Annotated in this window: 18 protein-coding genes and 1 other RNA gene; 3 read left to right on the top strand and 16 right to left on the bottom strand. The window is 73.1% G+C overall.

Going from position 1 to position 25,325, the window contains the following annotated elements; translation table 11 throughout:
* Nucleotides 1–107 precede the first annotated feature (107 nt).
* The 7 genes from IE124_RS00230 to IE124_RS00200 form a co-directional block, all read right to left on the bottom strand.
* Complete coding sequence (locus tag IE124_RS00230; RefSeq protein ID WP_017237029.1) at nucleotides 108–389, bottom strand: HU family DNA-binding protein; 282 nt, start codon at nucleotides 387–389, stop codon at nucleotides 108–110.
* 312 nt (nucleotides 390–701) lie between these two features.
* Nucleotides 702–2,114, bottom strand: coding sequence for an NAD-dependent malic enzyme (locus tag IE124_RS00225; RefSeq protein ID WP_189503512.1), 1,413 nt, complete (start codon nucleotides 2,112–2,114; stop codon nucleotides 702–704).
* Between the two features lie 478 nt (nucleotides 2,115–2,592).
* Nucleotides 2,593–4,932, bottom strand: coding sequence for a HelD family protein (locus IE124_RS00220; protein WP_189503510.1), 2,340 nt, complete (start codon nucleotides 4,930–4,932; stop codon nucleotides 2,593–2,595).
* Nucleotides 4,933–5,022: 90 nt separating this feature from the next.
* Nucleotides 5,023–5,550: a GNAT family N-acetyltransferase gene (locus IE124_RS00215; protein WP_189503508.1), complete on the bottom strand. Its 528-nt coding sequence runs from the start codon at nucleotides 5,548–5,550 to the stop codon at nucleotides 5,023–5,025.
* 31 nt (nucleotides 5,551–5,581) lie between these two features.
* On the bottom strand, nucleotides 5,582–6,721 hold the full coding sequence (locus IE124_RS00210; protein ID WP_189503506.1) for a uroporphyrinogen-III synthase: 1,140 nt from the start codon (nucleotides 6,719–6,721) through the stop codon (nucleotides 5,582–5,584).
* Between the two features lie 84 nt (nucleotides 6,722–6,805).
* Nucleotides 6,806–8,161: a nitrate/nitrite transporter gene (locus IE124_RS00205; protein ID WP_189503505.1), complete on the bottom strand. Its 1,356-nt coding sequence runs from the start codon at nucleotides 8,159–8,161 to the stop codon at nucleotides 6,806–6,808.
* A 180-nt stretch (nucleotides 8,162–8,341) separates the two neighbouring features.
* Nucleotides 8,342–9,331 carry a LysR family transcriptional regulator gene (locus IE124_RS00200; protein WP_189503503.1) on the bottom strand — a complete coding sequence of 330 codons (990 nt, stop codon included), beginning with the start codon at nucleotides 9,329–9,331 and terminating at the stop codon, nucleotides 8,342–8,344.
* Nucleotides 9,332–9,414: 83 nt separating this feature from the next.
* On the opposite strand from IE124_RS00200, the gene IE124_RS00195 reads away from it, so the two are divergent.
* On the top strand, nucleotides 9,415–10,704 hold the full coding sequence (locus IE124_RS00195; protein WP_229831991.1) for an MFS transporter: 1,290 nt from the start codon (nucleotides 9,415–9,417) through the stop codon (nucleotides 10,702–10,704).
* A gap of 49 nt (nucleotides 10,705–10,753) precedes the next feature.
* On the opposite strand, the gene ssrA is transcribed toward IE124_RS00195, so the two are convergent.
* The 5 genes from ssrA to ftsE all read right to left on the bottom strand — a co-directional run bounded on the left by ssrA (nucleotide 10,754) and on the right by ftsE (nucleotide 14,673).
* Nucleotides 10,754–11,147: a transfer-messenger RNA gene (gene ssrA / locus IE124_RS00190) on the bottom strand.
* Between the two features lie 80 nt (nucleotides 11,148–11,227).
* Entirely contained in the window at nucleotides 11,228–11,776 is a 549-nt protein-coding gene (gene smpB, locus IE124_RS00185; RefSeq protein WP_229831988.1) for an SsrA-binding protein SmpB, read from the bottom strand.
* A gap of 18 nt (nucleotides 11,777–11,794) precedes the next feature.
* Nucleotides 11,795–12,964 (bottom strand): S41 family peptidase, encoded by a 1,170-nt coding sequence (locus IE124_RS00180; protein ID WP_189503501.1) that lies wholly within the window; start codon nucleotides 12,962–12,964, stop codon nucleotides 11,795–11,797.
* 78 nt (nucleotides 12,965–13,042) lie between these two features.
* A complete protein-coding gene (gene ftsX, locus IE124_RS00175) occupies nucleotides 13,043–13,960 on the bottom strand; it encodes a permease-like cell division protein FtsX (RefSeq protein WP_189503499.1) in 918 nt (305 codons plus the stop codon).
* 23 nt (nucleotides 13,961–13,983) lie between these two features.
* Nucleotides 13,984–14,673 (bottom strand): cell division ATP-binding protein FtsE, encoded by a 690-nt coding sequence (gene ftsE / locus IE124_RS00170; RefSeq protein WP_150269743.1) that lies wholly within the window; start codon nucleotides 14,671–14,673, stop codon nucleotides 13,984–13,986.
* Nucleotides 14,674–14,908: 235 nt separating this feature from the next.
* Here ftsE and IE124_RS00165 point away from each other — a divergent pair, with 235 nt between their 5' ends.
* On the top strand, nucleotides 14,909–15,091 hold the full coding sequence (locus IE124_RS00165) for a hypothetical protein (RefSeq protein ID WP_055643192.1): 183 nt from the start codon (nucleotides 14,909–14,911) through the stop codon (nucleotides 15,089–15,091).
* 187 nt (nucleotides 15,092–15,278) lie between these two features.
* Here IE124_RS00165 and IE124_RS00160 read toward each other — a convergent pair whose 3' ends face one another.
* The 4 genes from IE124_RS00160 to IE124_RS00145 all read right to left on the bottom strand — a co-directional run bounded on the left by IE124_RS00160 (nucleotide 15,279) and on the right by IE124_RS00145 (nucleotide 20,851).
* A complete protein-coding gene (locus tag IE124_RS00160; protein ID WP_189503498.1) occupies nucleotides 15,279–16,151 on the bottom strand; it encodes an LPXTG cell wall anchor domain-containing protein in 873 nt (290 codons plus the stop codon).
* Nucleotides 16,152–16,547: 396 nt separating this feature from the next.
* Nucleotides 16,548–17,651 (bottom strand): peptide chain release factor 2, encoded by a 1,104-nt coding sequence (prfB, locus tag IE124_RS00155; protein WP_189503496.1) that lies wholly within the window; start codon nucleotides 17,649–17,651, stop codon nucleotides 16,548–16,550.
* 114 nt (nucleotides 17,652–17,765) lie between these two features.
* A complete protein-coding gene (locus IE124_RS00150; protein ID WP_189503494.1) occupies nucleotides 17,766–19,022 on the bottom strand; it encodes a serine/threonine-protein kinase in 1,257 nt (418 codons plus the stop codon).
* A gap of 107 nt (nucleotides 19,023–19,129) precedes the next feature.
* Nucleotides 19,130–20,851, bottom strand: a complete 1,722-nt coding sequence (locus IE124_RS00145; protein ID WP_189503492.1) for a serine/threonine-protein kinase — start codon at nucleotides 20,849–20,851, stop codon at nucleotides 19,130–19,132.
* A gap of 450 nt (nucleotides 20,852–21,301) precedes the next feature.
* Between IE124_RS00145 and IE124_RS00140 the strand changes: the two genes are divergently transcribed.
* On the top strand, nucleotides 21,302–25,276 hold the full coding sequence (locus IE124_RS00140; protein ID WP_189503490.1) for an FHA domain-containing protein: 3,975 nt from the start codon (nucleotides 21,302–21,304) through the stop codon (nucleotides 25,274–25,276).
* Nucleotides 25,277–25,325 lie beyond the last annotated feature (49 nt).

The following is a 25,325-nucleotide window of genomic DNA, read 5'->3' as shown; positions in this document are numbered from 1 at the left end:
GCGGGCCCCTGTGGGGCCCGCACAGGGCATACGAAAGGGCGGCCACCCCCTGACAGGGTGGCCGCCCTTTCTGCGCCTCCAGGCTGCCTTACGCGGCCTTGGCGGCCTTACTTGCCCTTGGCGGCTTCCTTGAGCTTCGAGCCCGCGGAGACCTTCACGCTGTAGCCGGCCGGGATGTTGATCGGGTCGCCGGTCTGCGGGTTACGAGCGGTGCGAGCGGCACGGTGGGTGCGCTCGAAGGTCAGGAAGCCGGGGATGGTGACCTTCTCGTCGCCCTTGGCGACGACCTCACCGACGGTCTCGGCGAGAGCGGCCAGCACGGCGTCGGCGTCCTTGCGGGTCACCTCGGCGCGGTCGGCCAGGGCGGCCACCAGCTCACTGCGGTTCATGTTGTTACTCCCGTGTTCTTCTTGCCTGTGAGGCGTGCCACGCGGCGGAAGCCGCGTGATTGGGTACAGCGAAGCCGATGCTGCCAGGGCCTTCGGACAGTCCCCGGACCCGGGTCTAATGACAGACCCTCGCGCCCAAACACGCATCCTGCCCCCACCAGCGGCGGGAACGCCAATCCGGCACCCCCTGGGGTCACACGAAAAGCGCCGGAGCCCCGTGGTGGTGACGTTCCGTCGACTCCGTGATTTCCGTACGGAGCCGGAAAGCCACCCTAAAGGCGGGTTTGCGGCATCGCGAATCGCGACGCGCCGTCAGCGACCGCTCGCGGCCTTGGCCGCGTTGCGCACGGCGCCGGCCACCGCGCCCGCGACCTTGTCGTTGAAGACCGACGGGATGATGTAGTTCGGGTTCAGCTCGTCCTCGGTCACCACGTCGGCGAGGGCGGAGGCCGCCGCCAGCATCATCTCCGTGTTGACGGTACGGGACTGGGCGTCCAGCAGGCCGCGGAAGACACCCGGGAAGACCAGGACGTTGTTGATCTGGTTCGGGAAGTCCGAGCGGCCCGTGGCGACGACGGCGGCCGTCTGGCGCGCGGCGGCCGGGTCGACCTCCGGGTCGGGGTTCGCGAGCGCGAAGACGATGGCGCCGTCCGCCATGGCGGCGACGTCCTCGGCGCCCAGCAGGTTCGGGGCCGAGACGCCGATGAAGACGTCCGCGCCGACGACGGCCTCCTTGAGGGTGCCGGTGACGCCCTCGGGGTTGGTGTTGTCGGCGATCCAGCGCAGCGGTGAGTCGACCGGGGCGTCCACGAGGTCCGCGCGGTCGGCGTGCACGACGCCCTGGATGTCGGCGACGACGGCGTGCTTGACGCCGGCCGCGATGAGCAGCTTGAGGATCGCCGTACCGGCGGCGCCGGCCCCGGACATGACGACCCGTACGTCACCGACGCTCTTGCCCACCACGCGCAGCGCGTTGGTGAGGGCGGCGAGGACGACGATGGCCGTGCCGTGCTGGTCGTCGTGGAAGACGGGGATGTCGAGGGCCTCGCGCAGCCGGGCCTCGATCTCGAAGCAGCGGGGCGCGGAGATGTCCTCCAGGTTGATGCCCGCGAAGCCGGGGGCGATCGCCTTGACGATCGCGACGATCTCGTCGGTGTCCTGGGTGTCGAGGCAGATCGGCCAGGCGTCGATGCCCGCGAAGCGCTTGAAGAGGGCGGCCTTGCCCTCCATGACGGGCAGGGAGGCCATCGGGCCGATGTTGCCGAGGCCGAGGACGGCGGAGCCGTCGGTGACGACCGCGACGGAGTTGCGCTTGATGGTGAGGCGGCGGGCGTCCTCGGGGTTCTCGGCGATCGCCATGCACACGCGGGCGACGCCCGGGGTGTAGATCATGGAGAGGTCGTCACGGTTGCGGATGGGGTGCTTGGACGCCATCTCGATCTTGCCGCCGAGGTGCATCAGGAACGTACGGTCGGAGACCTTGCCCAGGACGACGCCCTCGATGGTGCGCAGCTGCGCGACGATCTCGTCGGCGTGCGCGGTGGAGGTCGCGGCGATGGTGACGTCGATGCGGAGCTTCTCGTGGCCGGAGGCGGTCACGTCGAGGCCGGTGACGGATCCGCCGTGGGACTCCACCGCCGTGGTGAGCTGGGAGACCGCGGTTCCGCTCGCGGGAACCTCCAGCCGGACCGTCATCGAGTACGAGACGCTGGGCGCCGTTGCCATGGCCGAGTTCCTCTGCTTTCCCTGAGCTTCATTGCTACGCCGCCCCGGCTGGTTGCCCGGCGGCGCCCTCCGATGGTCGCACCTACCTGCGGGTAGCAGGTAATGCGGTCATTTTGTTTTCGGAAAGTAGTTTCCACCATACGAGAGAGCTTGGGGAAACAGAAGAGGCCCCCGTCACCAGGGGTGACAGGGGCCTCAACTTTGGACGTACGTCTAAATGGCACCGACCCGCCATGCTCGCCTCGCGGCAAGTGGTCCCTCTAAGGGACGAAGGTTGGGCCCGGGGGCTTGGATCGAGCCGGTGCCACGACAAGGCTAACAAACCACCCTGCCTGGTGATTCCAGCGCCACAGGTTGACCGGAAATCGGCCCCCGGACCCTCCTCCCGGCCCAGCCCCGCGGCCCCGCCGACCCAGCCCCGGAGGCCACCCGACCCGGCCGGGCGGCCCTCCCGACCCGGCCCGGCGGCCCGCCCGGCTCAGTCCCGCAGCAGGTCCGGCACCCCTGCCTCGTCCGGCATGTCCCCCGGTCCCGCGACCACCGTGAGCTGCTGCGTCGCGCGCGTCAGCGCCACGTACAGCACCCGCAGACCGGCCGGGGACTCGTCCGCGATCTCCGCGGGCGAGACGACCACCGTCGCGTCGTACTCCAGGCCCTTCGCCTCCAGGGAGCCCAGCGCCACCACCCGGTCCCCCAGCTCGGCAAGCCAGCGCGCGGCCTCCGCACGCCGGTTCATGGCGACGACGACGCCCACCGTGCCCTCGACCCGCTCCAGGAGCAGCGCCGCCTCGGACCGTACGGTTTCGGCCAAGGCTGCCTTGTCATGAACCGGGACGAAGCGGGGCTCGACGCCCGTCGAGCGGACCGCGCGCGGCGATTCCTTGCCCGGCATGGCGAGGGCGAGCACCTTGGCGGCGAGCTCGGCGATCTCCGCCGGGTTCCGGTAGTTCACGGTCAGCTCGAAGCGGCGCCGCGGCCGGCTACCGAGGGCCTCGTCCCGTGCCTCGGCGGCCTCGTCCGGGTCCGACCAGGAGGACTGCGCCGGGTCGCCGACGACCGTCCAGGTGGCGTGCCGGCCGCGGCGGCCGACCATCCGCCACTGCATGGGCGTGAGGTCCTGCGCCTCGTCGACGATGACGTGCGCGTACTCGGTGCGCTCGGCGGCGAGCCGCTCGGCCCGCTCACGCTGCGTCTCCTCGCGTACGGGCATGAGCTCTTCCAGGCCCGAGAGCTGGTCCAGCGGGTCGTACTCCCGCTTCTTGCGGGGCCGGGCCGGGGCGCCGAGCAGGGTGTGGAGCTCGTCGAGGAGCGCCACGTCGTGGACGGAGAGCTCCCGGCGGCGCAGCGAGCGGGCGAGCCGCCGCACCTCGCCCGGGTTGAGGATGCGGCGGGCCCAGCGGCCGAGCCGCCGCTCGTCGGCCATCGCGTCGAGCACCTGACGGGGGGTGAGCTCGGGCCACCAGGCGTCGAGGAAGTGGAGGAAGGAGTCCTCGGTGGAGACGTCCTCGTCGAAGGAGGAGCGCAGCTCGGCCGCGAGCTCGGGGTCGCTGTGCCGTCCCGCCGAGCCGGACTTGGCGTACAGCGCGTCGAGGAGCAGCCGGCGGGCGCGCGGGCGCAGCAGGTTGACCGGAGCGGTGCCGCCGAGGACGTTGTGGCGGATGCGCCGCAGGTCCTCGGCCTCCAGCTCGATCCGCCGGCCGAAGGCGACGACCCGGAGCCGGGTGGGCGTCCCGGTGGGCGCGGGGGCCTCCTCGCCGAACTCCAGCTGGTCCCCGGCGGGCTGCCGGGGCGCGGGGGTCTCCAGGGCGCCGCGGGCGGCCTTCCGCAGCACGTGGACCATGCGGGAGGAGCCCTTGACGCGGGCGACGGCCGGCTCGTCGTAGGCGGTGGCCTCGGCCCCGTCGACGAGGCTGCCGACGGCACGGATCGCCACCTGGCCCTCCTCGCCGAGGGAGGGCAGGACGCCCTCGGTGTACGAGACGAGGAGCGGGGTCGGCGAGACGATGAGGATGCCGCCCGCGTACCTCCGCCGGTCCTGGTAGAGCAGGTAGGCGGCCCGGTGCAGGGCGACGGCGGTCTTGCCGGTGCCGGGCCCGCCCTCGACGTACGTGACGGAGGCGGCGGGCGCGCGGATGACGAGGTCCTGCTCCGCCTGGATGGAGGAGACGATGTCCCGCATGGTGTGGCTGCGGGCCTGGCCGAGGGCGGCCATCAGAGCGCCGTCGCCGATCACGGGCAGCTCGCGCCCGTCGAGGGTGGCCCGCAGCTCGGGGCGCATCAGGTCGTCCTCGACGCCGAGGACCCGGCGGCCCTTGGAGCGGATGACGCGGCGGCGGACGACGCGGCCGGGGTCGACGGGCGTCGACCGGTAGAAGGGCGCGGCGGCGGGGGCGCGCCAGTCGATGACGAGCGGCGAGTAGTCGGAGTCGAGGACACCGATGCGGCCGATGTGGAGGGTCTCGCCGATGTCGGCCGTGTTGTCGGCGCGTACGGCGTCCTCGGCGGGCTCGACGGAGGTGTAGGCGCCGTCGGGTCCCTTCTTGCCGTCCTTGCCGTACAGCAGGTCGATCCGGCCGAAGAGGAAGTCCTCGAACTCGTTGTTGAGCCTGTTGAGGTGGATGCCGGCGCGGAACACCTGGGCGTCGCGCTCGGCGAGGGCGCCGGGCGTGCCGACCTGGCCCCGCTGGGCGGCGTCGTTCATCAGGAACTCCGCCTCGTGGATCTTCTCCTCCAGCCGGCGGTAGACCCGGTCAAGATGTTCCTGCTCGACACCGATCTCACGGTCCCTGACCGTGTCCACGGCTTCCTGCGCGGCCACCTAAGGCCCCCTTCTGACGTGCACTGGGCAGCCGTCGAGCGTACGCCACCGGGGGGTGCCGTGTCAGGCGCGATCACCGTTCACGAGGCGTTATCCCGGAAAGCCGGGCGGCGGGTCGTCGTGGAGGAGCCGCTGGAAGAGGTGGTGGTCGCGCCATTCGCCGTCGATGTGGAGGAAGCCGGGTGCGGTGCCGATGGGGGTGAAGCCGCTCTTGGCGAGCACCCGCTGGGAGGCGTGGTTGTCCAGGCGCGTCCCGGCTTCGATCCGGTGCAGGCCGAGTTCCTCGTGGGCGCCCCGGCAGGCCGCCTCGGTGAGCGCGGTGGCCAGGCCGCGCCCGGCGTACTCCGGGTCGACCCAGTAGCCGAGGGAGGCGCTGCGCAGTGGCCCGAGGGCGATCCCGGCGAGCGTGGCGCAGCCGACGATGCGTTCGCCGTCGACGGCGAACCACCGCACCCCGCCGTCCGCGAGCCGCTCGGCCTGCCCCTCGGGGGTGTAGTACCGCTCCTCCCGGTAGGGCTCCCAGGGCTTCATGTAGGCGCGGATCCGCGTCACGGCGTCGGCGAGGGTGGGCGCGTCGGTGTGTTCGGCGGGGCGGATCCGGACGGGTGCGGCACTCATGTCCGTACCGTAACCCCGGCCCCCGTACCCCCTAAAGGGTGTCGTACTTGTCGTCCGCCGCCGGGTCCAGGGCCAGCCGGTAGCCGCGCTTGACGACGGTCTGGATCAGCTTCGGGGTGCCGAGCGCGGTGCGGAGGCGGGCCATCGCCGTCTCCACCGCGTGCTCGTCGCGGCCGGCACCGGGCAGCGCCCGCAGCAGGTCGGCGCGGGAGACGACCCAGCCGGGGCGGCGGGCCAACAGTCCCAGGAGGGCCATCCCGGCGGGCGGGACCGGACGCAGGCGGCCGTCGACGAGGACCGCGTGCCCACGGACCTCCACCCGGTGGCCGGCGAGCGGGAGGACCCGGGAGCGGGCCGGGAGCTCCGTGCAGAGCAGCTGGACGAGCGGGCCGAGCCGGAAGCGCTCGGGCTGGTACGTGTCGATGCCCTCCGCCTGGAGCGGGAGCGCCGTCACGGGGCCCACGCACACCGCGAGGACGTCGTGCCGGAGCGCGGCGACGAGTTCCTCCCGTACGCCCCTCTCCTCCGCCCGGGAGAACAGCGAGACGGCGGCCGGGGCGCTGGTGAAGGTGACCGCGTCCAGGGTGCGGGCGAGGGTCGCGTCGAGGAGCCGGTCCAGGGGGCCGGTGTCCTCCGGGGGCATCCAGCGGTAGACGGGGACGACGACGACCTCGGCGCCGCCGGCCGTGATGGCCTCCACGAAGCCGGGCAGCGGCTCCCCGTGCAGCTGGAGGGCGATGCGCTTGCCGGCCACGCCCTCGGCGAGGAGGCGGTCGAGGACCTCCGCCATGGACTCCGAGGAGGGCGACCAGGACTCGGTGAGTCCGGCGGCCCGCACGGCGCCCTTGACCTTGGGGCCCCGGGCGAGGAGCTCGACCTCCCGGAGGACGGCGAGGAGCCCCTCCCCGTGCCCCCAGCCGTCGGCGGCCTCGACCCAGCCGCGGAAGCCGATCGCCGTGGTGGCGACGACGACGTCCGGGGCGCGGGCGATGATCTCCTTGGTGGCGGCGAGGAGTTCGGTGTCGTCCGCGAGGGGCACGATCCGCAGGGCGGGCCCGTGGACGACGGCCGCGCCGCGCCGGCGCAGCAGCGCGATGAGTTCGTCCGCGCGCCGCGCCGCGGTGACGCCGACGGTGAAGCCGGCGAGGGGGCCGTGTTCTTGCTCGTCCATGGGACCTGAGCCTGTCGGGGCCTCGTGTCGGACTCGGTTCGCGCGTATTTCCTGGTCGTTACGGTCCGCGCCGGACACGGTGGATCACACCTTCGCGTATCCGGGCCGGGTCTCCTGGTCCTCCGCACCCTCGGCTGTCTCGGGCACGGCGGTCGGCCGGCGAAGGTATACCGCCCAGGTGACGACGATGCAGGCCGCGTAGAAGGCGAGGAAGGCGACGAAGGCCCCGGTGCCGGTGCCGGCCGTCTGGAAGGACTGGCGGAAGGCGAGGTTGATGCCGAGTCCGCCGAGCGCGCCGACGGCGCCGATGAGGCCCATGGAGGCCCCGGAGAGCCGCCGCCCGTAGGCCTCGGCCGCTTCCCCGGCAAGGCCCTTGCGGTGCCCCTGGGCGAGGAAGATCGCCGGGATCATCTTGTACGTGGAGCCGTTGCCGAGGCCGCTGAGGACGAAGAGACCGATGAAGCCGACGAGGAAGACGGTGAGGGACTCGATCACGGAGGCGTAGATCACCACTCCGGTCGAGGCGGCCATCGCGACGAAGGTCCACAGGGTGATCCGGGCGCCGCCGTGCCGGTCGGCGAGGGAGCCGCCGACGGGGCGGATGAGGGAGCCGAGGAGCGGGCCGATGAAGGTGAGCGAGGCGGCCTGGAGCGGGGTGCGTCCGAACTGGGTCTGGAGGACGAGCCCGAAGGCGAAGCTGTAGCCGATGAAGGAGCCGAAGGTGCCGATGTACAGGAAGGCCATGATCCAGGTGTGGCGGGCCCGCACGGCCTCCTTCGCGGCTCCGGTGTCGTTCTTGACCGGGGCGAGGTTGTCCATGAAGAGCGCGGCGCACACGGCGGCCGCGACGATCAGGGGCAGGTAGACGCCGAGCACGATCCGGGGGTGCATCGCCCCGGCGGTGCCGATGACGAGCAGGCCGATGAGCTGGACGACGGGGACGCCGATGTTGCCGCCGCCCGCGTTGAGGCCGAGTGCCCAGCCCTTCTTCCGCAGCGGGAAGAAGGCGTTGATGTTGGTCATGGAGGAGGCGAAGTTGCCGCCGCCGACGCCGGTGAGCGCGGCCACCAGGACGAAGGTCGTGTACGAGGTGCCGGGCTCCATCACCGCGAAGGCGAAGCCGGCGGGGAGCAGGAGGAGCAGGGCGCTGACGACGGTCCAGTTGCGGCCGCCGAAGCGGGCCACGGCGAAGGTGTACGGGATCCGGATCAGCGCGCCGACGAGGGTGGCGGTCGCGATCAGGAAGAACTTCCCGGCCGGGTCGATGCCGTACTGCGGTCCCATGAAGAGGACCATGACCGACCACAGGCTCCAGATGGAGAAGCCGATGTGCTCGGAGATCACGGAGAAGAGGAGGTTCCGCTTGGCGATCCGCTCCCCCTTCTCACGCCAGAAGGTCTCGTCCTCCGGTTCCCACTTCTCGATCCATCGGCCACCCATCACGCACCTCCACGGAGTCGGAACCCTGATGCGACCGACGCTAGGGAGGCCGCGTTTCAGCCCGGTGCCGTGAGGTGACGGGGACGGAACCTTGCTCTCACCCGGGGTACGGGGTCCCTGTGAGCGCCTCCCGGGCGCCTCCTGGCTCCCTCCCCGGCGCTCAGGGCCGCCCTCCGGCGCTCAGGGCCGGAGGAGCGGCCCCGGAGCGCCCTCCGGCAGTCCCGGCTCCCCCTCCGGCAGCCAGCAGCCCGCCGGGCGGGTCCGCCAGCCCTCCCGGGCACCGATCTCGGCGACGGCGGCCCGCAGTGCGTCGAGGCCGGGATGGCGCAACCCCTTGCGCCACACCAGACTCACGGGCGACAGGGGTACGGGGTCGACGAGCGGGCGCAGCACGCTGCCCGGCATGGACGGGAAGCTGACGACGGCGAGGACCGGGGTGCGGTGCTTGGCCATGATGCGGCCGAACTCCTCCTTGCCGACGGCGAGCGGCGCGGGCGGGGCGATCGCGATGCCGCGCCCGGCGAAGAGCCGCGCGGCGAGGTCGGTCCACTCGGGCGTGCGGTCGTTCCCCGCGCCCGCGTAGATCCGTTCCCCGGCGAGCCCGGCGAGCGGCACCTCGGGCAGGTCGGCGAGCGGGTGGTCGTCGGGAAGGATCACGGCCATCCGCTCGTACCGCACGAACACGGAGTCGAGCCGCGTCCGCAGCCCGGCGTCGAGCCCTCCGTACCGGCCGAAGGAGGCGTCGAGCCGGCCGGCGAGGATCTCCCGTACGGCGCCGGTGAGACCGCTCTCATAGCGGGCCATCAGCTCCTGGTCCGGGGCGAGTTCACGGGCCCGGGCCAGGACTTCCTCCGGGCCGAGGCCGGGGCTGTTGAGGTCGACGAGGAGAGGGCGGGGCGCGGCGCGGAAGGCCTCGGCGAGTTCATCGTGGGCGGCCAACACCCGTCGCGCGTACGGGAGGAGCCGTTCACCGTCGGCGGTGAGGGTGACCTGCCGGGTGGTCCGCACGAAGAGTTCGGCGCCCAACTCCTTCTCCAGGCGCCGGATGTCCCGGCTCAGGGCCTGCTGGGCGAGGTAGAGACGGGCGGCGGCCCGGGTGAAGTGCAGCTCCTCGGCGACGGCGGTGAAGGCGCGCAGAAGGCGGGGGTCGGTGTCGTACGAGGAGGTCACCGCCGCATTTAACAACACAGGTGCGTGAATGGCCACCGATCAGGTGTTGGACCGGCGGGGACCACCGCCGCGAACCTTGATCCATGCCGCAGGACCTCACTCTCACCCCGGCGGGCCCGGCCCTCGCCCCGCGCTACGACGAACACCCGCGGGCCGCACCCGGCACCGCCGATCACCGCCCCACTCCCGCCCGGGCCCTTCCCCGCAACCCCTACCTCCGCCTCTTCGCCCTCCCCGGCACCCGCGCCTTCACCGCCGGAAACCTGATCGCCCGGATGCCCAGCGGCATGTTCGGCGTCAGCGCCGTGATCATGATCGCGGGCCGCTACGACTCCTACGCGCTGGCCGGTGCGGTCACCGCGACCGGCCTGGCCTCCGGGGCCCTGGCCGCCCCCTGGATCGCCCGGCTCGTCGACCGGCGCGGCCAGGCCCGCGTCGCCGTCCCGGCGGCGGCGTACATGGCGCTGGGCCAACTGCTCCTGCTCCTCTGCGTCCACGAGAAGGCCCCCGCCTGGACGCTCTGCCTCGTCGTCGCCGCAACCGCCACCGCCCCGAACATGGGCGGCATGTCCCGGGCCCGCTGGGCGCACCTCCTCCGGGACGACCCGGACGCCCTGCACACCGCCAACGCCTTCGAGCAGGCCGTCGACGAGCTCTGCTTCATGCTGGGCCCGGTGCTCGCCGCGTTCCTCTGCTCGATGCTCTTCCCGGAGGCCGGCACCCTCGCGGCCGCGGCCCTCCTGCTCGGCGGCGCCCTGCTCCTCGCGGCGCAGCGCTCGACCGAGCCGCCGATCGCGCCCCGTACCGCCGCGGGCTCTCCGCTGCGGACCCGGGGCATGGTGCCGCTCCTCACCGTCTTCCTCGCCACCGGGGCGGTCTTCGGCTCCATGGAGGTGGTGGCCCTGGCGTTCGTGGACGGGCCCGTCGCCGGCCCCGTCCTCGCGCTCCAGGCCGCCGGCTCCTGCGCGGCGGGCCTCCTCTACGGCCGCGCCCGCCGCACCGCCCGGCTCCGCACCTGTCTGGCCGCGCTGGCCGTCCTGATGGCGATGCCGCTGCTCGCGGCCATGACCGGCTCGCTGCTCGCGCTCGCGGGCGGCCTGCTGGTGGCGGGCATGGCGACGGCCCCGACGATGCTCACGGGCATGAACCTGGTCCAGCGTCTGACACCCGCGTCCCAGCTCAACGAAGGCATGACCCTCGCGGTGACCGCGCTCCTCGCCGGCGTCGCGGCAGGCTCCGCCACCGGCGGCTGGGCCGCCGACCACGCCCCCTTCCCGGCCTTCGGCTTCCTCGCCCCGATAGCGGCGGCGACCCTGGCACTCGCCCTGTGCACGGCGACCGGCGTGGGTCAGGGCCCCCGCGTCCGGGCATGACAAAGGCCCGGCAGTCGTGAAGACTGCCGGGCCTCTGCCCACATGGGATGAGTGGAGATGGCGGGAATCGAACCCGCGTCCAACGGTGCGGAATCAGGGCTTCTCCGTGTGCAGTCTGGTACGAGTTTCTCAGCCCTCCGGATCACCCAGACAAGTCCGGAACGGGCTCAGCCACTGTTTGATTTCCCTCCAACCCCCGTGACCGGGGCTAGAGGTTTAGATCCCTAAATGACGCCAGGATCCGGGTCGGGACCACCCCCGGGCTGACGCTCCTCACAGAGGCTTCTGTTCGTTACCTAAAATTAGGCAGCGAGGGCGAAGCGGGAGTTATCGCTCTTGGTGTTGGCGATTATTGGTTGCGACATATGGTTTACGAGATCATTGCCGCTTCCTCGACACGCTTCCCACTGCTTCGACATCCGCTGTCGAAACCGATCATCCCCATGTTGTTTTTTCAAAGGTCGCACCCTCTGTGGGGTGCGTGACCCATCGTACGTGACCGACGGGCGCCCGTGCCAGCGAATTAGCCGCGCTCGGCGGCCTGGGCCGCCCGCTGCCGCCGCTTCGCCGCCGCGATGGCCCGGTTGGTCTCGCGCGTGTCCTGCTGCTCGCGGAGCGTCTGGCGCTTGTCGTACTCCTTCTTGCCCTTGGCGAGCGCGATCTCGCACTTCACCCGGCCGCCCAGGAAGTACAGCGCGAGGGGCACGATCGTGTGACCCGTCTCCGAGGCCTTCGACTCCAGCTTGTCGATCTCGGCGCGGTGCAGGAGCAGCTTGCGCTTGCGCTTCGCCGAGTGGTTGGTCCAGCTGCCCTGCATGTACTCCGGGACGTGGATGTTGTGCAGCCACGCCTCGTGGTTGTCGATCTGGACGAAGCCGTCGGCCAGCGAGGCCCGGCCCATCCGCAGCGACTTCACCTCGGTGCCCATGAGCACGACACCGCACTCGTAGGTGTCGATGATGTGGTAGTCGTGGCGCGCCTTCTTGTTCTGCGCGATCAGCTTGCGCTCGGGCGCCTTGTCCGTCGTCTTCTTCGCAGGCTTGCCCTGCACGTTCACGAGTCCCTTTGCCATAGTGCGGTCATTTTCGCACTACGAGCCCCCTCCGAGGCCACTCAATACCGTACGGGCCCGCTCCTCGGCCTTCTCCGCCGCCGCCAGGTCGGGGGTGATGCCCCGGCCGTCCACCGCGTGCCCGGCGGGCGTGCGGTAGTGCCCGACGGTCAGCTCCGCGACGGAACCGTCCGGCAGCGCGCTCGGCATCTGCACCGAGCCCTTGCCGAAGGTCCGCGAGCCGACCGTGACCGCCCGGCCCCGGTCCTGGAGGGCGCCGGTGAGCAGCTCGGCCGCGCTCATCGTGCCGCCGTCGATCAGCGCGACCAGGGGCCGGCCGGTGTCGCCGCCCCCCTCCGCGTACACGGCCCGCTGCTCGCCCTCGACGTCATAGGTGGCGACCAGGCCGCCGTCGAGGAAGGCGGAGGCGGCCACGGCGGCCTCCGCGACCAGGCCGCCGGAGTTGCCCCGCAGGTCCAGGAGGACTCCGGCGCCGGTGGGTGCCTCCCGTACCGCGTCCCGTACGCGCGCGCCCACGCCCTTGGTGAAGGCGACCACCTTGATCAGGACGGCCCCGTCGTCGAGGCGGCGGACGGTCACCGGGTCCGTCGCGACCCGGGCCCTGAGCAGGGTCTCGGTCCAGACGGACCGGCCGCGCTCGACCCGGAGGACGACGGCCGACCCGGGGACGCCGTCGCCGCGCAGCAGGGAGACGACCTCGGAGACGGAGAGCCCGCCGACCGGGCGTCCGTCGACGGAGACGAGCCGGTCGCCGGCCCGGAGCCCGGCCCGCTCGGCGGGGCCGCCCGCCTGGACCCGGGTCACCTGGACCCTGTCCCCGGCGGCCCGGCCGGCGGAGAGGCCGACGCCCGTGTAGGTGCCGTCGAGGGCCTGCTCGAATTCGGCGTACTCCTTCTTGTCGTACACCGCGCCCCAGCGGTCACCGCTGCGGCTGACGAACTCCTCGGCGGCCTGCTTGCCCGACTTCCCGTCGGCCATGGCCGCGGCGGCGGCCCGGTTCAGGGCGGCGCGGTCCACCGTGGCCGTACGGGCGGCGTCCGGCGACTCCGCGCCCGCGGCGTCGCGGCGGGGCAGGGAGCCCGTGGCGGCGGCGGTGGCGAGGACACCGGTGAAGACCAACGTCAGAACGGCCCCACGGAGCACTCCGCGGGGCCGGATACAGAAATGGCGATCGGTGCCGGCCGACATGGCGCCCACTCTAGGACAAGGGAATGGCGCCGCACGGGCTTTGCCCGCACGACGCCATTCGCTGTCAGGGGTCTCTTCTCACACCTTCAGGTACTTGCGCAGCGCGATGAAGGCAGCACCGGCCGGCATGAGCAGACTGATGGCGAGCATGAGCGGCAGCATGGCGAAGACGGCGTCCCAGCCGATGAATTGGACCAGCTGCATCTTCTCGGCGAGCGCCACGCCGTGGTCGATGAGGAAGTACCGGCCGACGAGCAGGAGCACGCAGGCGACGCCGCCGCCGAGGAGCCCGGCGAAGGCGGCCTCCATGATGAACGGCATCTGGATGTAGAAGCTGGACGCTCCGACGAGTCTCATGATGCCCGTCTCGCGGCGGCGGCTGAAGGCCGAGACGCGGACGGTGTTGACGATCAGCATCAGTGCGATGACCAGCATCAGGCCCATGACGCAGAGGGCGGCGACGTTCATGCCGTTCATCAGGTCGAAGAGGTTCTGCAGGGTGTCCCGCTGGTCCTGGACCGACTCGATCCCGTCACGGCCGGCGAAGGCCGTGGCGACCACCTGGTACTTCTCCGGGTCCTTGAGCTTGACCCGGAACGACTCCTGCATCTGGTCCGGCGTGATGACGGAGGCGATGGCGGTGTCGCCGTACTCCTCCTTGTACCGCTTGAACGCCTCGTCGGTCGACTCGTAGAAGACGGACTCGACGATGGTCATGTCCTCCAGGTCGGACTTGATCTGCTCCTTCTGCTGCGCAGTGACCGCACCCTTGGGGCACTTGGTCCCGTCGGCCGCGTCCGCCTTGTTGCAGAGGAAGATGGAGACGTTGACCTTGTCGTACCAGAAGTCCTTCATCGTGCTGACCTGCTCGCGCATGAGCAGGGCGCCGCCGAAGAGGGCGAGCGAGAGCGCCACGGAGATGATGACGGCGAAGGTCATCGTGAGATTGCGCCGGAGACCGACGCCGATCTCGGAGAGCACGAACTGAGCGCGCATGGTGTGTTGTGTCCCCTACCTGCTCAGTGCTGGTATCCGTAGACGCCGCGCGCCTGGTCGCGGACGAGCCGGCCCTGCTCGAGCTCTATGACGCGCTTGCGCATCTGGTCGACGATGTTCTGGTCGTGGGTCGCCATGACGACGGTGGTCCCTGTCCTGTTGATGCGGTCGAGCAGCTTCATGATGCCGACGGAGGTCTGCGGGTCGAGGTTGCCGGTGGGCTCGTCGGCGATCAGCAGCATCGGCCGGTTGACGAAGGCGCGCGCGATGGCGACGCGCTGCTGCTCACCACCGGAGAGCTCGCCGGGCCGCCGGTCCTCCTTGCCGCCGAGCCCGACCAGGTCGAGCACCTGCGGCACGGCCTTGCGGATCTCGCCGCGCGGCTTGCCGATGACCTCCTGGGCGAAGGCCACGTTCTCGGCGACGGTCTTGTTGGGGAGCAGGCGGAAGTCCTGGAAGACGGTGCCGAGCTGGCGCCGCATGTGCGGCACCTTCCAGTTGGAGAGCCGGGCCAGGTCCTTGCCGAGGACGTGCACCTGGCCTTGGCTGGCGCGCTCCTCACGCAGGAGCAGCCGCAGGAAAGTCGACTTTCCGGAGCCGGACGAACCGACGAGGAAGACGAACTCCCCCTTCTCGATCTCCAGGGAGACATCCCGGAGCGCGGGGCGGTTCTGCTTCGGATAGGACTTGGAGACGTTGTCGAATCGGATCACGGATGCACCACGGTCGGCCGGGAGTAGGTGTGCGTGACCTTACGCGAACGGGGAAGGCCCGCGCAGTCGCGCTCCTGGCTTGTGCGCTTTATCCTTTTCGCCCTTTCGGGCGGAAGGCGGGCAATCCGGTGGGGCGCGCCGAAACGCCCCGGAGCTGGCAGAGTGGTAGGGGGAACGTCCGGGCCCCTCCGGGCGTTGTCCTGGTGTGGATCCCTGTGCGGGAGGAGGAGAGCGCATGACCTATGACCGACTGGTGTGCGCCAACTGCGCGGCCCCGGTCGCCGAGGGCCGCTGCCCCGTCTGCCGCGCGAACCGGGAGCGTCTGACCCCTCAGGGCCTGACCCCCGCGATGCTGCTGACGCTGGCGATCGCCCTGTTGGCCGCGATCGCGCTGCTCGCGGCGGTCCAGGCGGCCTAGGGGGTGTCGTCACCTCCGTCGGCGCCCCCGGACGGCCCGACCGGGTCGGGCGGATGCCGCACGGACGCCTCACACGAGCCGGAAGCACAGCGAAGGGCCGGGGAGATCGCTCTCCCCGGCCCTTCGTCATGGACGCGTGTTCAGGTGGACGCACTCACGTTCACGGTCACGCGTTCACGCGGTGCCGTCAGACGGCGGCGTTGCCGCCACCGGCGACGAGACGCGGCAGCATACGGAAGCCGATGCCACCGGCGATCATGGTCGCGGCGCCGATGATCAGGAACGAGGTCTCGGCCGCACCGGTCTCGGCGAGCTCCTCCTTCGCCTGACCCTGCTGCACGGGCTGCGAGCCGGCGTTGTTGGTGTCGGTGTTGCTGTTGCCGGAGTCCACGCACTCGGCGCCGTCGAGGTCGACGGTGCAGGTGCCGGCGTCGCCGGAGCCGGTGGAGCCGGAGCCGGTCGAGCCGGAGCCGTTCTCCTCGGTGCCGGTGCTGCCCGTGCTGCCGGTGCTGCCGGAGTCACCATTGTCGCCGGTGCTGCCGGAGTTGCCGTTGTTGTTACCGGTGCTGCCGGAGTTGCCGTTGCTGCCGGAGTTACCCGTGGAGCCGTTCGAACCGCCGGGGTTCGTCGGGTCCGGGTCGTCCGTCGGAACCGGGTCCGTCGGGTCCGGGTCATCGGTCGGAACCGGGTCCGTCGGGTCCGGGTCGTCCGTCGGAACCGGGTCCGTCGGGTCCGGGTCGTCCGTCGGAACCGGGTCCGTCGGGTCCGGGTCGTCCGTCGGAACCGGGTCCGTCGGGTCCGGGTCGTCCGTCGGAACCGGGTCCGTCGGGTCCGGGTCGTCCGTCGGAACCGGGTCCGTCGGGTCCGGGTCGTCCGTCGGAACCGGGTCCGTCGGCTCCGGGTCCGGGCAGCCGACCGTGCCCGGGATGCAGGTCGTCGGCGGCGGGTCGTCCGGCGTGTCGAAGGCCTGGGCGGCACCGGCCGCGGTCAGCGAGGCTCCGGCGGCGATCATCGCGCCGGCGGCGATGCGCGCGAAGCGCACTCGCGTCTTCTTCGTCATCTGGTTGCTACCCCCAGTAGCTCAAACTCGTCATGGGGCAGCGCTCGGGGCCCCGCGCAGCAGGGGCGGCGTCACGACTGGGCCGGCCCCCGTTCGCACGCGCCCCAGAAATACGCATGCCAGTACGCCACCCTTCCGAGTTTCCGATGAAGCGTCAAGGTCGTTGCGCGTGCGATGCCCGAAAGATCCATAAGTGCCCTGCATCGAACGATGCAACTGTGACGTAAACCCGTAACTCCGGGCCCTGCGGGACCAGTTCCCTTGTCGACAAAGCGCCCCGACGGCCTCGCTTCCGCTTGCGTCAGCGAATCCCGCAACGATACGAACGAGTCCGGGCCCCGCACCGAGTGGATGCGGGGCCCGGACTCGTACGGCTGAACGGGTCAGCCGGGAGGGCTACTTGTCCTGCTGCTTGCGCCAGCGGATACCGGCCTCCAGGAAGCCGTCGATCTCGCCGTCCAGGACCGACTGCGGGTTGCCGACCTCGAACTCCGTCCGGAGGTCCTTGACCATCTGGTACGGGTGGAGGACGTACGAGCGCATCTGGTTGCCCCAGGAGCTGCCGCTGTCCTTGAGCGCGTCCATCCTCGCGCGCTCCTCCTGGCGCTGACGCTCCAGGAGCTTGGCCTGGAGGACGTTCATCGCGCTCGCCTTGTTCTGGATCTGCGAGCGCTCGTTCTGGCAGGAGACCACGATGCCGGTCGGGAGGTGCGTGATGCGCACCGCCGAGTCGGTGGTGTTGACGCCCTGGCCGCCGGGGCCCGAGGCGCGGTAGACGTCGACGCGCAGGTCGGACTCTTCGATCTCGACGTGGTCGGAGGACTCCACGACCGGGAGGACCTCGACGCCCGCGAAGGACGTCTGACGGCGGCCCTGGTTGTCGAAGGGCGAGATGCGGACCAGGCGGTGGGTGCCCTGCTCGACGGAGAGCGTGCCGTAGGCGTAAGGCGACTTCACCACGAAGGTGGTCGACTTGATGCCGGCCTCTTCCGCGTACGAGGTCTCGTAGATCTCCGTCGCGTAGCCGTGACGCTCCGCCCAGCGCAGGTACATGCGCTGGAGCCGCTCGGCGAAGTCGGAGGCGTCGACGCCGCCGGCCTCCGCACGGATGTTGACCAGGGCCTCGCGCTCGTCGTACTCGCCGGAGAGGAGCGTGCGGACCTCCATCTCGTCGAGGGCCTTGCGGACGGAGGTGAGCTCCGTCTCGGCCTCGGCGAGGGTGTCCGGGTCGTCCATCTCCTCGGCGAGCTCGAAGAGCACCCCGAGGTCGTCGATCCGCCCGCGCAGGGTCTCGGCCTTGCGGACCTCCGCCTGGAGGTGCGAAAGCTTGCTCGTGATCTTCTGCGCCGCCTCCGGGTCGTCCCACAGGGACGGGGCCGCGGCCTGCTCTTCGAGCACGGCGATGTCGGCCCTCAGCTTCTCGAGGTCCAGGACGGCCTCGATCGACCCCATGGTCGAGGAGAGGGACTTCAGCTCTTCGGATACATCGACGACTGCCACGCGTCCAGCGTAACGGCTCCGGGCCTGGAGCCGAACCTTTGCCCGTCACGGCCGATCTCCCGGCCTCCGGGAGGGCTGCCGTGACGGGCGGCGGACCGCCACGGCCGGCAGGCCCTAAGGCTGGGACGACTGCTTCGAGTCCTGCGGCGGCGCGTCCTCGTCCCCGGAGGCCACCAGGTAGCCGGCGGCGCCGAGCGCTCCGGCGACCACGACCGCCGCGACGGCGAGGGTGATCCTGCGCTTGCGGACCACGCCTGCCTTGTGACGGGCCGAGCCGGGGCGCGGGGCGCCCGCCGAGCGGGGAGCCCGGGCGGTGCCGAGGGGGCCGCCGGAGAGCTCGTCGGGGGCCGGGACCCGCATGGAGGTGTGGGTGTCGCGGTTGGAGTCGGCGGAGGCGCCGGGCACGAGCGGGACGGCGGCGCGGCGCGGTCCGGGCTCACCGGAGCCCGGACCGGTGGCGTACGCGTCCTCCTCGTACTGCTCCGACGCCTGCGCGGCCGCCGCGGCCGGGTCCGAGTCGGGCTCGTCCACGTCCAGCGGCGGGATGCCCTTGAGGAGCGGCAGGACGTCCTTGAGGCGGGCGGCGAGCTCGGAGGCGCGCAGCCGGGAGGCGGGGGCCTTCGCCAGGCACTGCACGATCAGCTGCCACAGCTCCTCGGGGATGCCGGGGAGCGGGACGACGGTCTCGGTGACGTGCCGGCGCAGGACCGCGCCGGGGTGGCCGCCGCCGAAGGGCGTGAAGCCGGCGAGCAGCTCGTACAGGACGGTGGCGAGGGCGTAGATGTCGACGGCGGCGCGCGGCGGGAGGCCCTCGACGATCTCGGGGGCGAGGTAGTCGGGGGTGCCGATGATGCGGGTGGCCTTGGTGCGGCCGGGGGTGTCGATCAGCTTGGCGACGCCGAAGTCGGTGAGGAGGGCGGGGTGGGCGCCGGCCGGGCCGAGCGGGCCCTCCATGTCGAGCAGGATGTTCTCGGGCTTGACGTCGCGGTGGACGACCCCGGCGGCGTGCGCGGCGGCCAGGGCGTCGGCGACGTCGGCGGTGATCGCGACGGCGGCCTCGGGGGCGAGCCGCCGTTCCCGGTCCAGGCGGGTGCGCAGGTCGGTGCCGCGCACGAGGTCCATGACCAGGGCGAGGTCGTTGCCGTCGACGACGAGGTCGCGGACCTTGACCACCCGGGGGTGGTCGAGCCCGAGCAGGGCGGTGCGCTCCTGGACGAAGCGGCCGACGAGCTCCTGGTCGGAGGCCAGGTCCTCGCGCAGCAGTTTGACGGCGACGGGCCCTTCGGGGCCCTCGCCGAGCCACACCGTTCCGGCGCTGCCCCGCCCGAGGATCTGGTGGGTGGTGTAGCGGCTGCCGATGTTCCGTGCCAAGACTGCTCCCTCAGCGGCTGCGGTTCGCGTCAAAGCTACGCGTCCGCAGCCGCTGGTCGTCACTTCCGAAGGGAAATCACCCTTCGGAAGTCGATAAATCGGCAGTATTACTGCCCCGTACCGCCGGTAGTACCCCCGGAGCCGGTGGCCTCGCCGATCGTGGAGATCCAGTCGGTGACCTTCGAGATGCCGTCGCCGATGGCCTCCCAGTAGCCCTTGCCCTCGGCGATCCAGCCCTGGAGCGGGGTCAGCTCCCAGATGAGCCAGCCCGCGACCACGAACAGGACGATCGTGAACAGGCAGCCCTTGAGGCAGCCGAGGCCGGGGATCCTCATCGGGTTCGCGCTCCGCTGGCGCGGCGGACGCGGCTCGCGCGGCGCGGGCGCCTGGGGCGGCGGCTGCGGCGGCGTGTACTGCTGCTGGGGCGGCGGCGGGGGCGCGTACTGCTGTGGCTGGTGCTGCTGCTGGTACTGCTGCGGCGCGGGACGCTGCGGTTGGTGCTGCGGGGGCCGCTGCTGGCCGTACTGACCGGGCTGCCCCTGCTGGCCGTACTGGCCCTGGCCCGGGCCCTGCTGGCCGTACTGGCCCTGCTGGCCCGGTTGCTGCTGCGGGCGCTGCGGGCGGCGGCGCAGCGGGTCCTCGCTCGGGTCGAGGTACTGCACCTGCGTCTGCTCGTTGCGGTCGCGGGCCGCGCGCAGCTGGCTCTGCCAGGGGTGCGGGTCCTCGGACTGCGGCGGCTGGGACGGCACGGGCGGCATGACGGCCGTCGGGTCGGCGACGCCCGCGGGGCCGCTGGTCGGCATCACGCTGGTCGCGGCGGCCGGGTCGTAGTGCGACGGGGCCCCGGCGCCGGTGCTGGGCAGCACCTGGGTGGCCCCGGCCGGGTCGACCCCCGGGGTCTCGGGGACCGGCGCGGGCGTCGGGTCGGGGGCGAGGAGCGCCCCGACCCCGTCCGCCGCCTCGATCTGGGCGGGCGTGGAGTGCACGCCGATGCCGGCGGCGACCGCGCGCAGACCGCGCGCGAGGTTCACCGCGCTCGGCCGCCGCTCCGGGTCCTTGCTGAGGCAGCGCTCTATGACCGTCCACAGCGGGCCGGGCACGGTCGAGGGGCGGCGCGGCTCTTCGCTGAGGTGCCGGTGGAGGACCTCTAGGGCGGTGCCGCCCGCGAACGGGGGCCGGCCGGTGACCAGCTCGTACAGCAGGATGCCCGCGCCGTAGATGTCGACGGCGGAGGTCTGCGGGCGCCCCTCGGCGGACTCGGGCGCCACGTACGCGGGCGTGCCGACGAACTCGTGCGTCCGGGTCAGGCCCGGGGAGTCCGCGAGCCGCGCGATGCCGAAGTCGGTGAGCATCGGGTGCATCTGGCCGCCCTGCTCGGCGAGCAGGACGTTGGCCGGCTTGAGGTCGCGGTGGACGACGCCGTCGGCGTGGCTGGCGGCGAGCGCGTCGGCGATCTGGGCCGTCAGGAGGGACGCGGCGACCGGGGTGAGCGGTCCGCTCTCCCTGATGTACCGGTGCAGGTCGGGGCCCTCGACGAGATCCATGACGAGCGCGAGCACATCGCCCTCGACGACCAGGTCGCGGGTGCGCACGATGTTCGGATGGGTGAGCCGGAGGAGCACGGACCGCTCGCGCAGGAAGCGCATCACGATGTCCGCGTCGTTGGCCAGCTCCTCCTTCAGGACCTTGATCGCGACGGTCTCGCCGGGCTGGCCGGGCACGGCCGCCTCGGCGCCCGCCGTCTCCCGCTGGCGGGCTCGCCAGACGGTGCCCGTGGCGCCGCGTCCGAGCGGCTCCTCGAGCAGGTACTTGCTGCCGATAGGCCGCACGTCACGCGCTCCCTGCTGATCGTGGTCCTGGGGTGGTCTCGTGATGGTCCCCGGGGTCCCTGTTCTCTGTTGTGACCCGTCCGGGTGTCGGACCCACTTTAGTGCCGCCGAACGGGTCACAGGCCGGTCGTCCACAGGCGGAGATCGTCCGGAGTTTGTCCGGAAGAAGACGCTCCGCGAGGCGCGACGGTTGCCCGGCATGCTCCTGAGGCATGCCCAACCAGGCACTTTTTGGACCACAGCCGACCATTCAAGATCACTTGTGGCCGACCCGGGGGCGGGTTGTCGGTGGCAGGTGCGAGGATGCCTACAGCACGTCGCATCGGTGGGGTCGGGAGCCCCCCGCGCCGTGCCGACCTGTACCGGACGACGCGTCCGTGCCGGGTGGGGGGAGTCACACAGGGCGGTCCCCCTGCCGGGCATCACGCGCAGAAGGGACCGCTGACGGCGATGCAGATCCGGCTGACCGTCCTCGCGCCGCACACGGGCCATGGCAGCCACGGCGGCCACGGCGCCGCGCGCGCCTGCGACGTGCTCGTCACGGCCCCCGCCGGGACGGCGCTCGCCGCCGTCGCCTCCGGTCTTGCCGCCGCCGTCACGGGCCCCGACACCTCCGCCTCGGGCACGACCGTGCTCTACGCGGGCGGGGACCGGCTCGACGGTCGGCGCAGTGTGCTCGGCGAGCCCCCGCTCGTCGACGGCGCCGTCCTCTCGCTCCAGGTCCCCGGCCCCGACGAGCGGGTCGGCGAGACCGCGTCCGTCCGGCTCCACGTGGTCGCGGGACCGGACGCGGGCGGGGTGCACCTGCTGCACGGCGGGCCGATCAGAATCGGCCGCTCCGTCGACGCCGACGTGCCGCTCGACGACCCGGACGTCTCGCGCGCGCACTGCACCGTGACCGTCGGCGACGACGGCCGCGTGACGGTCTCCGACCAGGGCTCGACGAACGGGACGACGCTCGACGGCGTGCCGGTCGGCGACCGCCCGGTCCGGCTCCGCCCCGGCTCCCTGCTGCGCCTCGGCGAGTCCGCCCTCCGCCTGACCGGCCCCGGCGACGAGCCCGGCGGTGTGGAGGCGGTGGCGACGGCCCCCGACGGTGAGGGCCACCTGCGCGTGGCGCGCGGGACGGCCGGACCGTCGACCAGGACGCCGGCGCCCTCCGGGCCCCCGGGACGCACCGCGGCCGACGCCACGCACGGGGGCGCGCGCGGTGTCTCGTACGACCTCTCCGCCGCCCCGGACCGCACGTCCCAGGACGCCCGGCCCGATGACGGGTACGTGGATCCGTACGCGCAGCCGTACGCCCCCGAGCCCTACGGCGACCGCCCCTCCGCCTCCGGCCACGCGCGCGTGGAGGAGTCCGAGGGCGCCGCCCCGGACCACGCCGACGCCGAGGCCCACAGCAGGACCCGCCGGACCCGCCCCCAGGGCGCCGCACCCGCCCCGGCACCCGGCCGCACGGGCGGGAAGCGCGGGCTCGGCGCGTGGGCCCGTCGCCTCACGGGCGGGCGCGAGGAGCTCCCGGCCCCTGACGGTGGCCCCAGGACCTCCCCGGACACCCACGCAGGCACCCCCGCCGACGCCCTGGGCGGTGCCCGCACGGGCCACGGCGGACGGGACGCGGCCACCGGGCCCGGCTCCGTGGCGGGCTCCGGCCTCGGACCCGGACCAGGGCCTGTCGCGGACACCTGGCCCGACCCGGCCACCGTCCTGCTGACCGCCCTCGGCCCGGGCCCCCGCCTCTGGGAGCGGGCCCAGGACCACGCCGAGTCCCTGGTGGTCCGGCTCGGCACGACCGAGCGCGCCGAGCTCTCCGGGGTGCCGGTCACCGTCGGACTGCGCGAGACCGGTTCGCTCGGTCTCGCCGGCCCCGCCGACCGGCTCGCCGGGCTGGCCCGCTCGGTCGTGGCCCAGCTCGCCGCCCTGCACTCCCCCGCCGATCTGGAGATCGTGCTGATCAGCGCCGACCGGAACCGCTCCCTGGAGGAGCGGCGCCGCGCCTGGGGCTGGCTCGGCTGGCTCCCGCACGTCCGCCCGGCCCACGGCCAGGACTGCCGCCTGCTCCTGGCGTACGACCGCGAGCAGGCCCACGCCCGGACGACCGAACTGACCCGACGGCTCGACGACGGCCCCCTCGGGCCCGGCTGGCCCAGCGCCGACCGCGCGTCCGTCGCCGAGGCGGCCGCGGGCCACACGGGGCCGGCGACGGTCGTGATCGTCGACGGCGACCCCGGTTCCGCCGCGCTGCGGGAGACGGTCGCGCGACTCGCGGGCGCCGGAGCGGCGGCGGGCATCCACCTCCTGTGCCTCGCCGAGGCGCCCTCCGCCACCCCGGAGTCACCCGTCGCCGCCACCTACGAGGCCGCCTGCACCGCCTCCCTCGCCTTCCGCGAGTGCGGGGCCGCCGCGCTCCTGAGCGGCGACGTGGCGACGGCGCTGCGCCTGGTCCGCACCTCCGGCGGAAGGGTCGCGGGCCACGGCACCGTCGGTGTGGTCGACGCGGTCTCCGTCGCCTGGGCCGACCGGTTCGGCCGGGCCCTCGCCCCGCTGCGTACGGAGACGGCGGCGGCGCCGCACGGCCGGGCCGCCGCGCTGCCCCCGTCGGCGCGCCTCCTCGACGAGCTGGGCCTCGCCCGGGCGACCCCCGCCTCGCTGCTGGCCCGCTGGGCCTCCGCCGGGGACGGGACGGCCGTGCTCGGCGCGGGTCCGCGCGGCCCGCTGTCGGTGGACCTCACCCAGGAGGGCCCGCACCTGCTGATCGAGGGCCCCGCGGGCAGCGGCCGGACGGAGCTGCTCCGCTCGATCGCCGCCTCGCTCGCCGCGGGCGGGCGCCCGGACCGACTGGGCCTCCTCCTCGTGGACGGGGCGGGCGGCGACCGCGGCGAAGGCCTCGCGGTCTGTACGGAGCTGCCGCACGTCACCGAGCACCTCGTCGCCTCCGACCCGGTGCGGATGCGGGAGTTCGCGCAGGCGCTCGGCGCCGAGCTGAAGCGCCGGGCGGAGCTCCTGGGCGACGGCCACTTCGCCGACCGGCGCGGGTCCCGTGCCACGCACACCGCCGCCGACCGGCTCATCGGCCAACGGTCCCCGAGCGCGGCGGAATCGGTGCCGCAGGGCGCCCGCGCGACGGTCCGCGTGTCCGACCCGGGCGAGGTGCCGGAACGGCCGAGCGGCCGCACCCTGCGCACGGGCGACGGCACGATCGGCTCCCTGCCGAGCGCGTACGGCACCCGCACCCCCGAGGGCGACCTCGGCGGCCGCCCGAGCGGCAGGATCACGTATTCGGGCGCGGACGACGTGAACGGCCGCTCCAGCGCGCGCGTGCCGTACCCGGGCGCCGACGACCTCGGCGGCCGCCCCAGCGGACGCACCCTCCGCGTCGGCGACGACACCGACCCGCTCCGCCCCGGCGCCGACGACCTGAACGGACGATCCAGCGGACGCGTGTCCCGAGCGGGCTCCGGGGACCTCGGTGACCGCCCGAGCGGGCGGGTGCCGTACCCGGGCGCGGACGACCTGAACGGCCGATCCAGCGGGCGCGTGTCCCGAGCGGGCTCCGGGGACCTCGGTGACCGCCCGAGCGGGCGGGTGCCGTACCCCGGTGCCGGTGAGGTCGGTGACCGGGCCGGTTCCCGGGCCCGGGCCCTGGCCGGAGACGGGTTCCTGGCCGACACGCCCAGCGGGCGGCTGCCCCGGCGCGAGGCCGGGTCGCTGGACGACCGGCCGAGCAGCCGGACCCTCCGCACGGGCGACGGCGACCTCGCCGACCACCCGAGCGGACGTGTACCCCACCCCGCCGGCGAGCAGCCCGGGGCGGCCGAGCAGGCGGGCGCGCGGATTCCGCGGCCCGCCGTCGGGGATTCCGGCTCCGCGCGGGCGGCGGGAGCCGGGCCGCTGCCGCGGCTCGTCGTCCTCGTCGACGACTTCGACGCCCTGGTCGCCCCCGCGCTCGGAGCCTCCGGCCGCCCGGCCGCCGGGTCCGTCGTACGGGCCCTGGAGGCCGTCGCCCGGCACGGCGAGCGGCTCGGCGTCCACCTCGTCGCGACCTCGTCGCGCCCGGACCGCACGGCCGACACGGAGCTGGCCCACGGGGCCCGGCTGCGGATCGTGCTCGACGCGCCCCCGGTGGCGGCGGGCCCGGACGTGCCGGCCGCCGGGCGGGGCAGGCTCGGCCATCCGGACGGCCGTGTGACCCCGTTCCAGGCGGGCCGCGTGACCGGCCGCATCCCGCGGACGGCCACGCTCCGTCCGGTCGTCGTCCCGCTGGAGTGGGAGCGGATGGGCGACCCGCCCACCCGTCGCCCGGTCCGCGAGCTGGGCAACGGCCCGACGGACCTGGCCCTCCTCGCGAGCGCCCTGGACCGGGCGGCCCGTTCGGTCGAGGCGACGCCGATACCGCCGCTCGCCCCCGCCACGCGCGCCTGACGAAGCAGCCGCCGAGTCGGCCGGCGAGCAGCCACCGAAAGAGCCGTCA

Source organism: Streptomyces narbonensis, from assembly GCF_014649015.1.
GTDB lineage: Bacteria > Actinomycetota > Actinomycetes > Streptomycetales > Streptomycetaceae > Streptomyces > Streptomyces narbonensis.
This window is presented reverse-complemented; position numbering and strand designations above follow the sequence as displayed.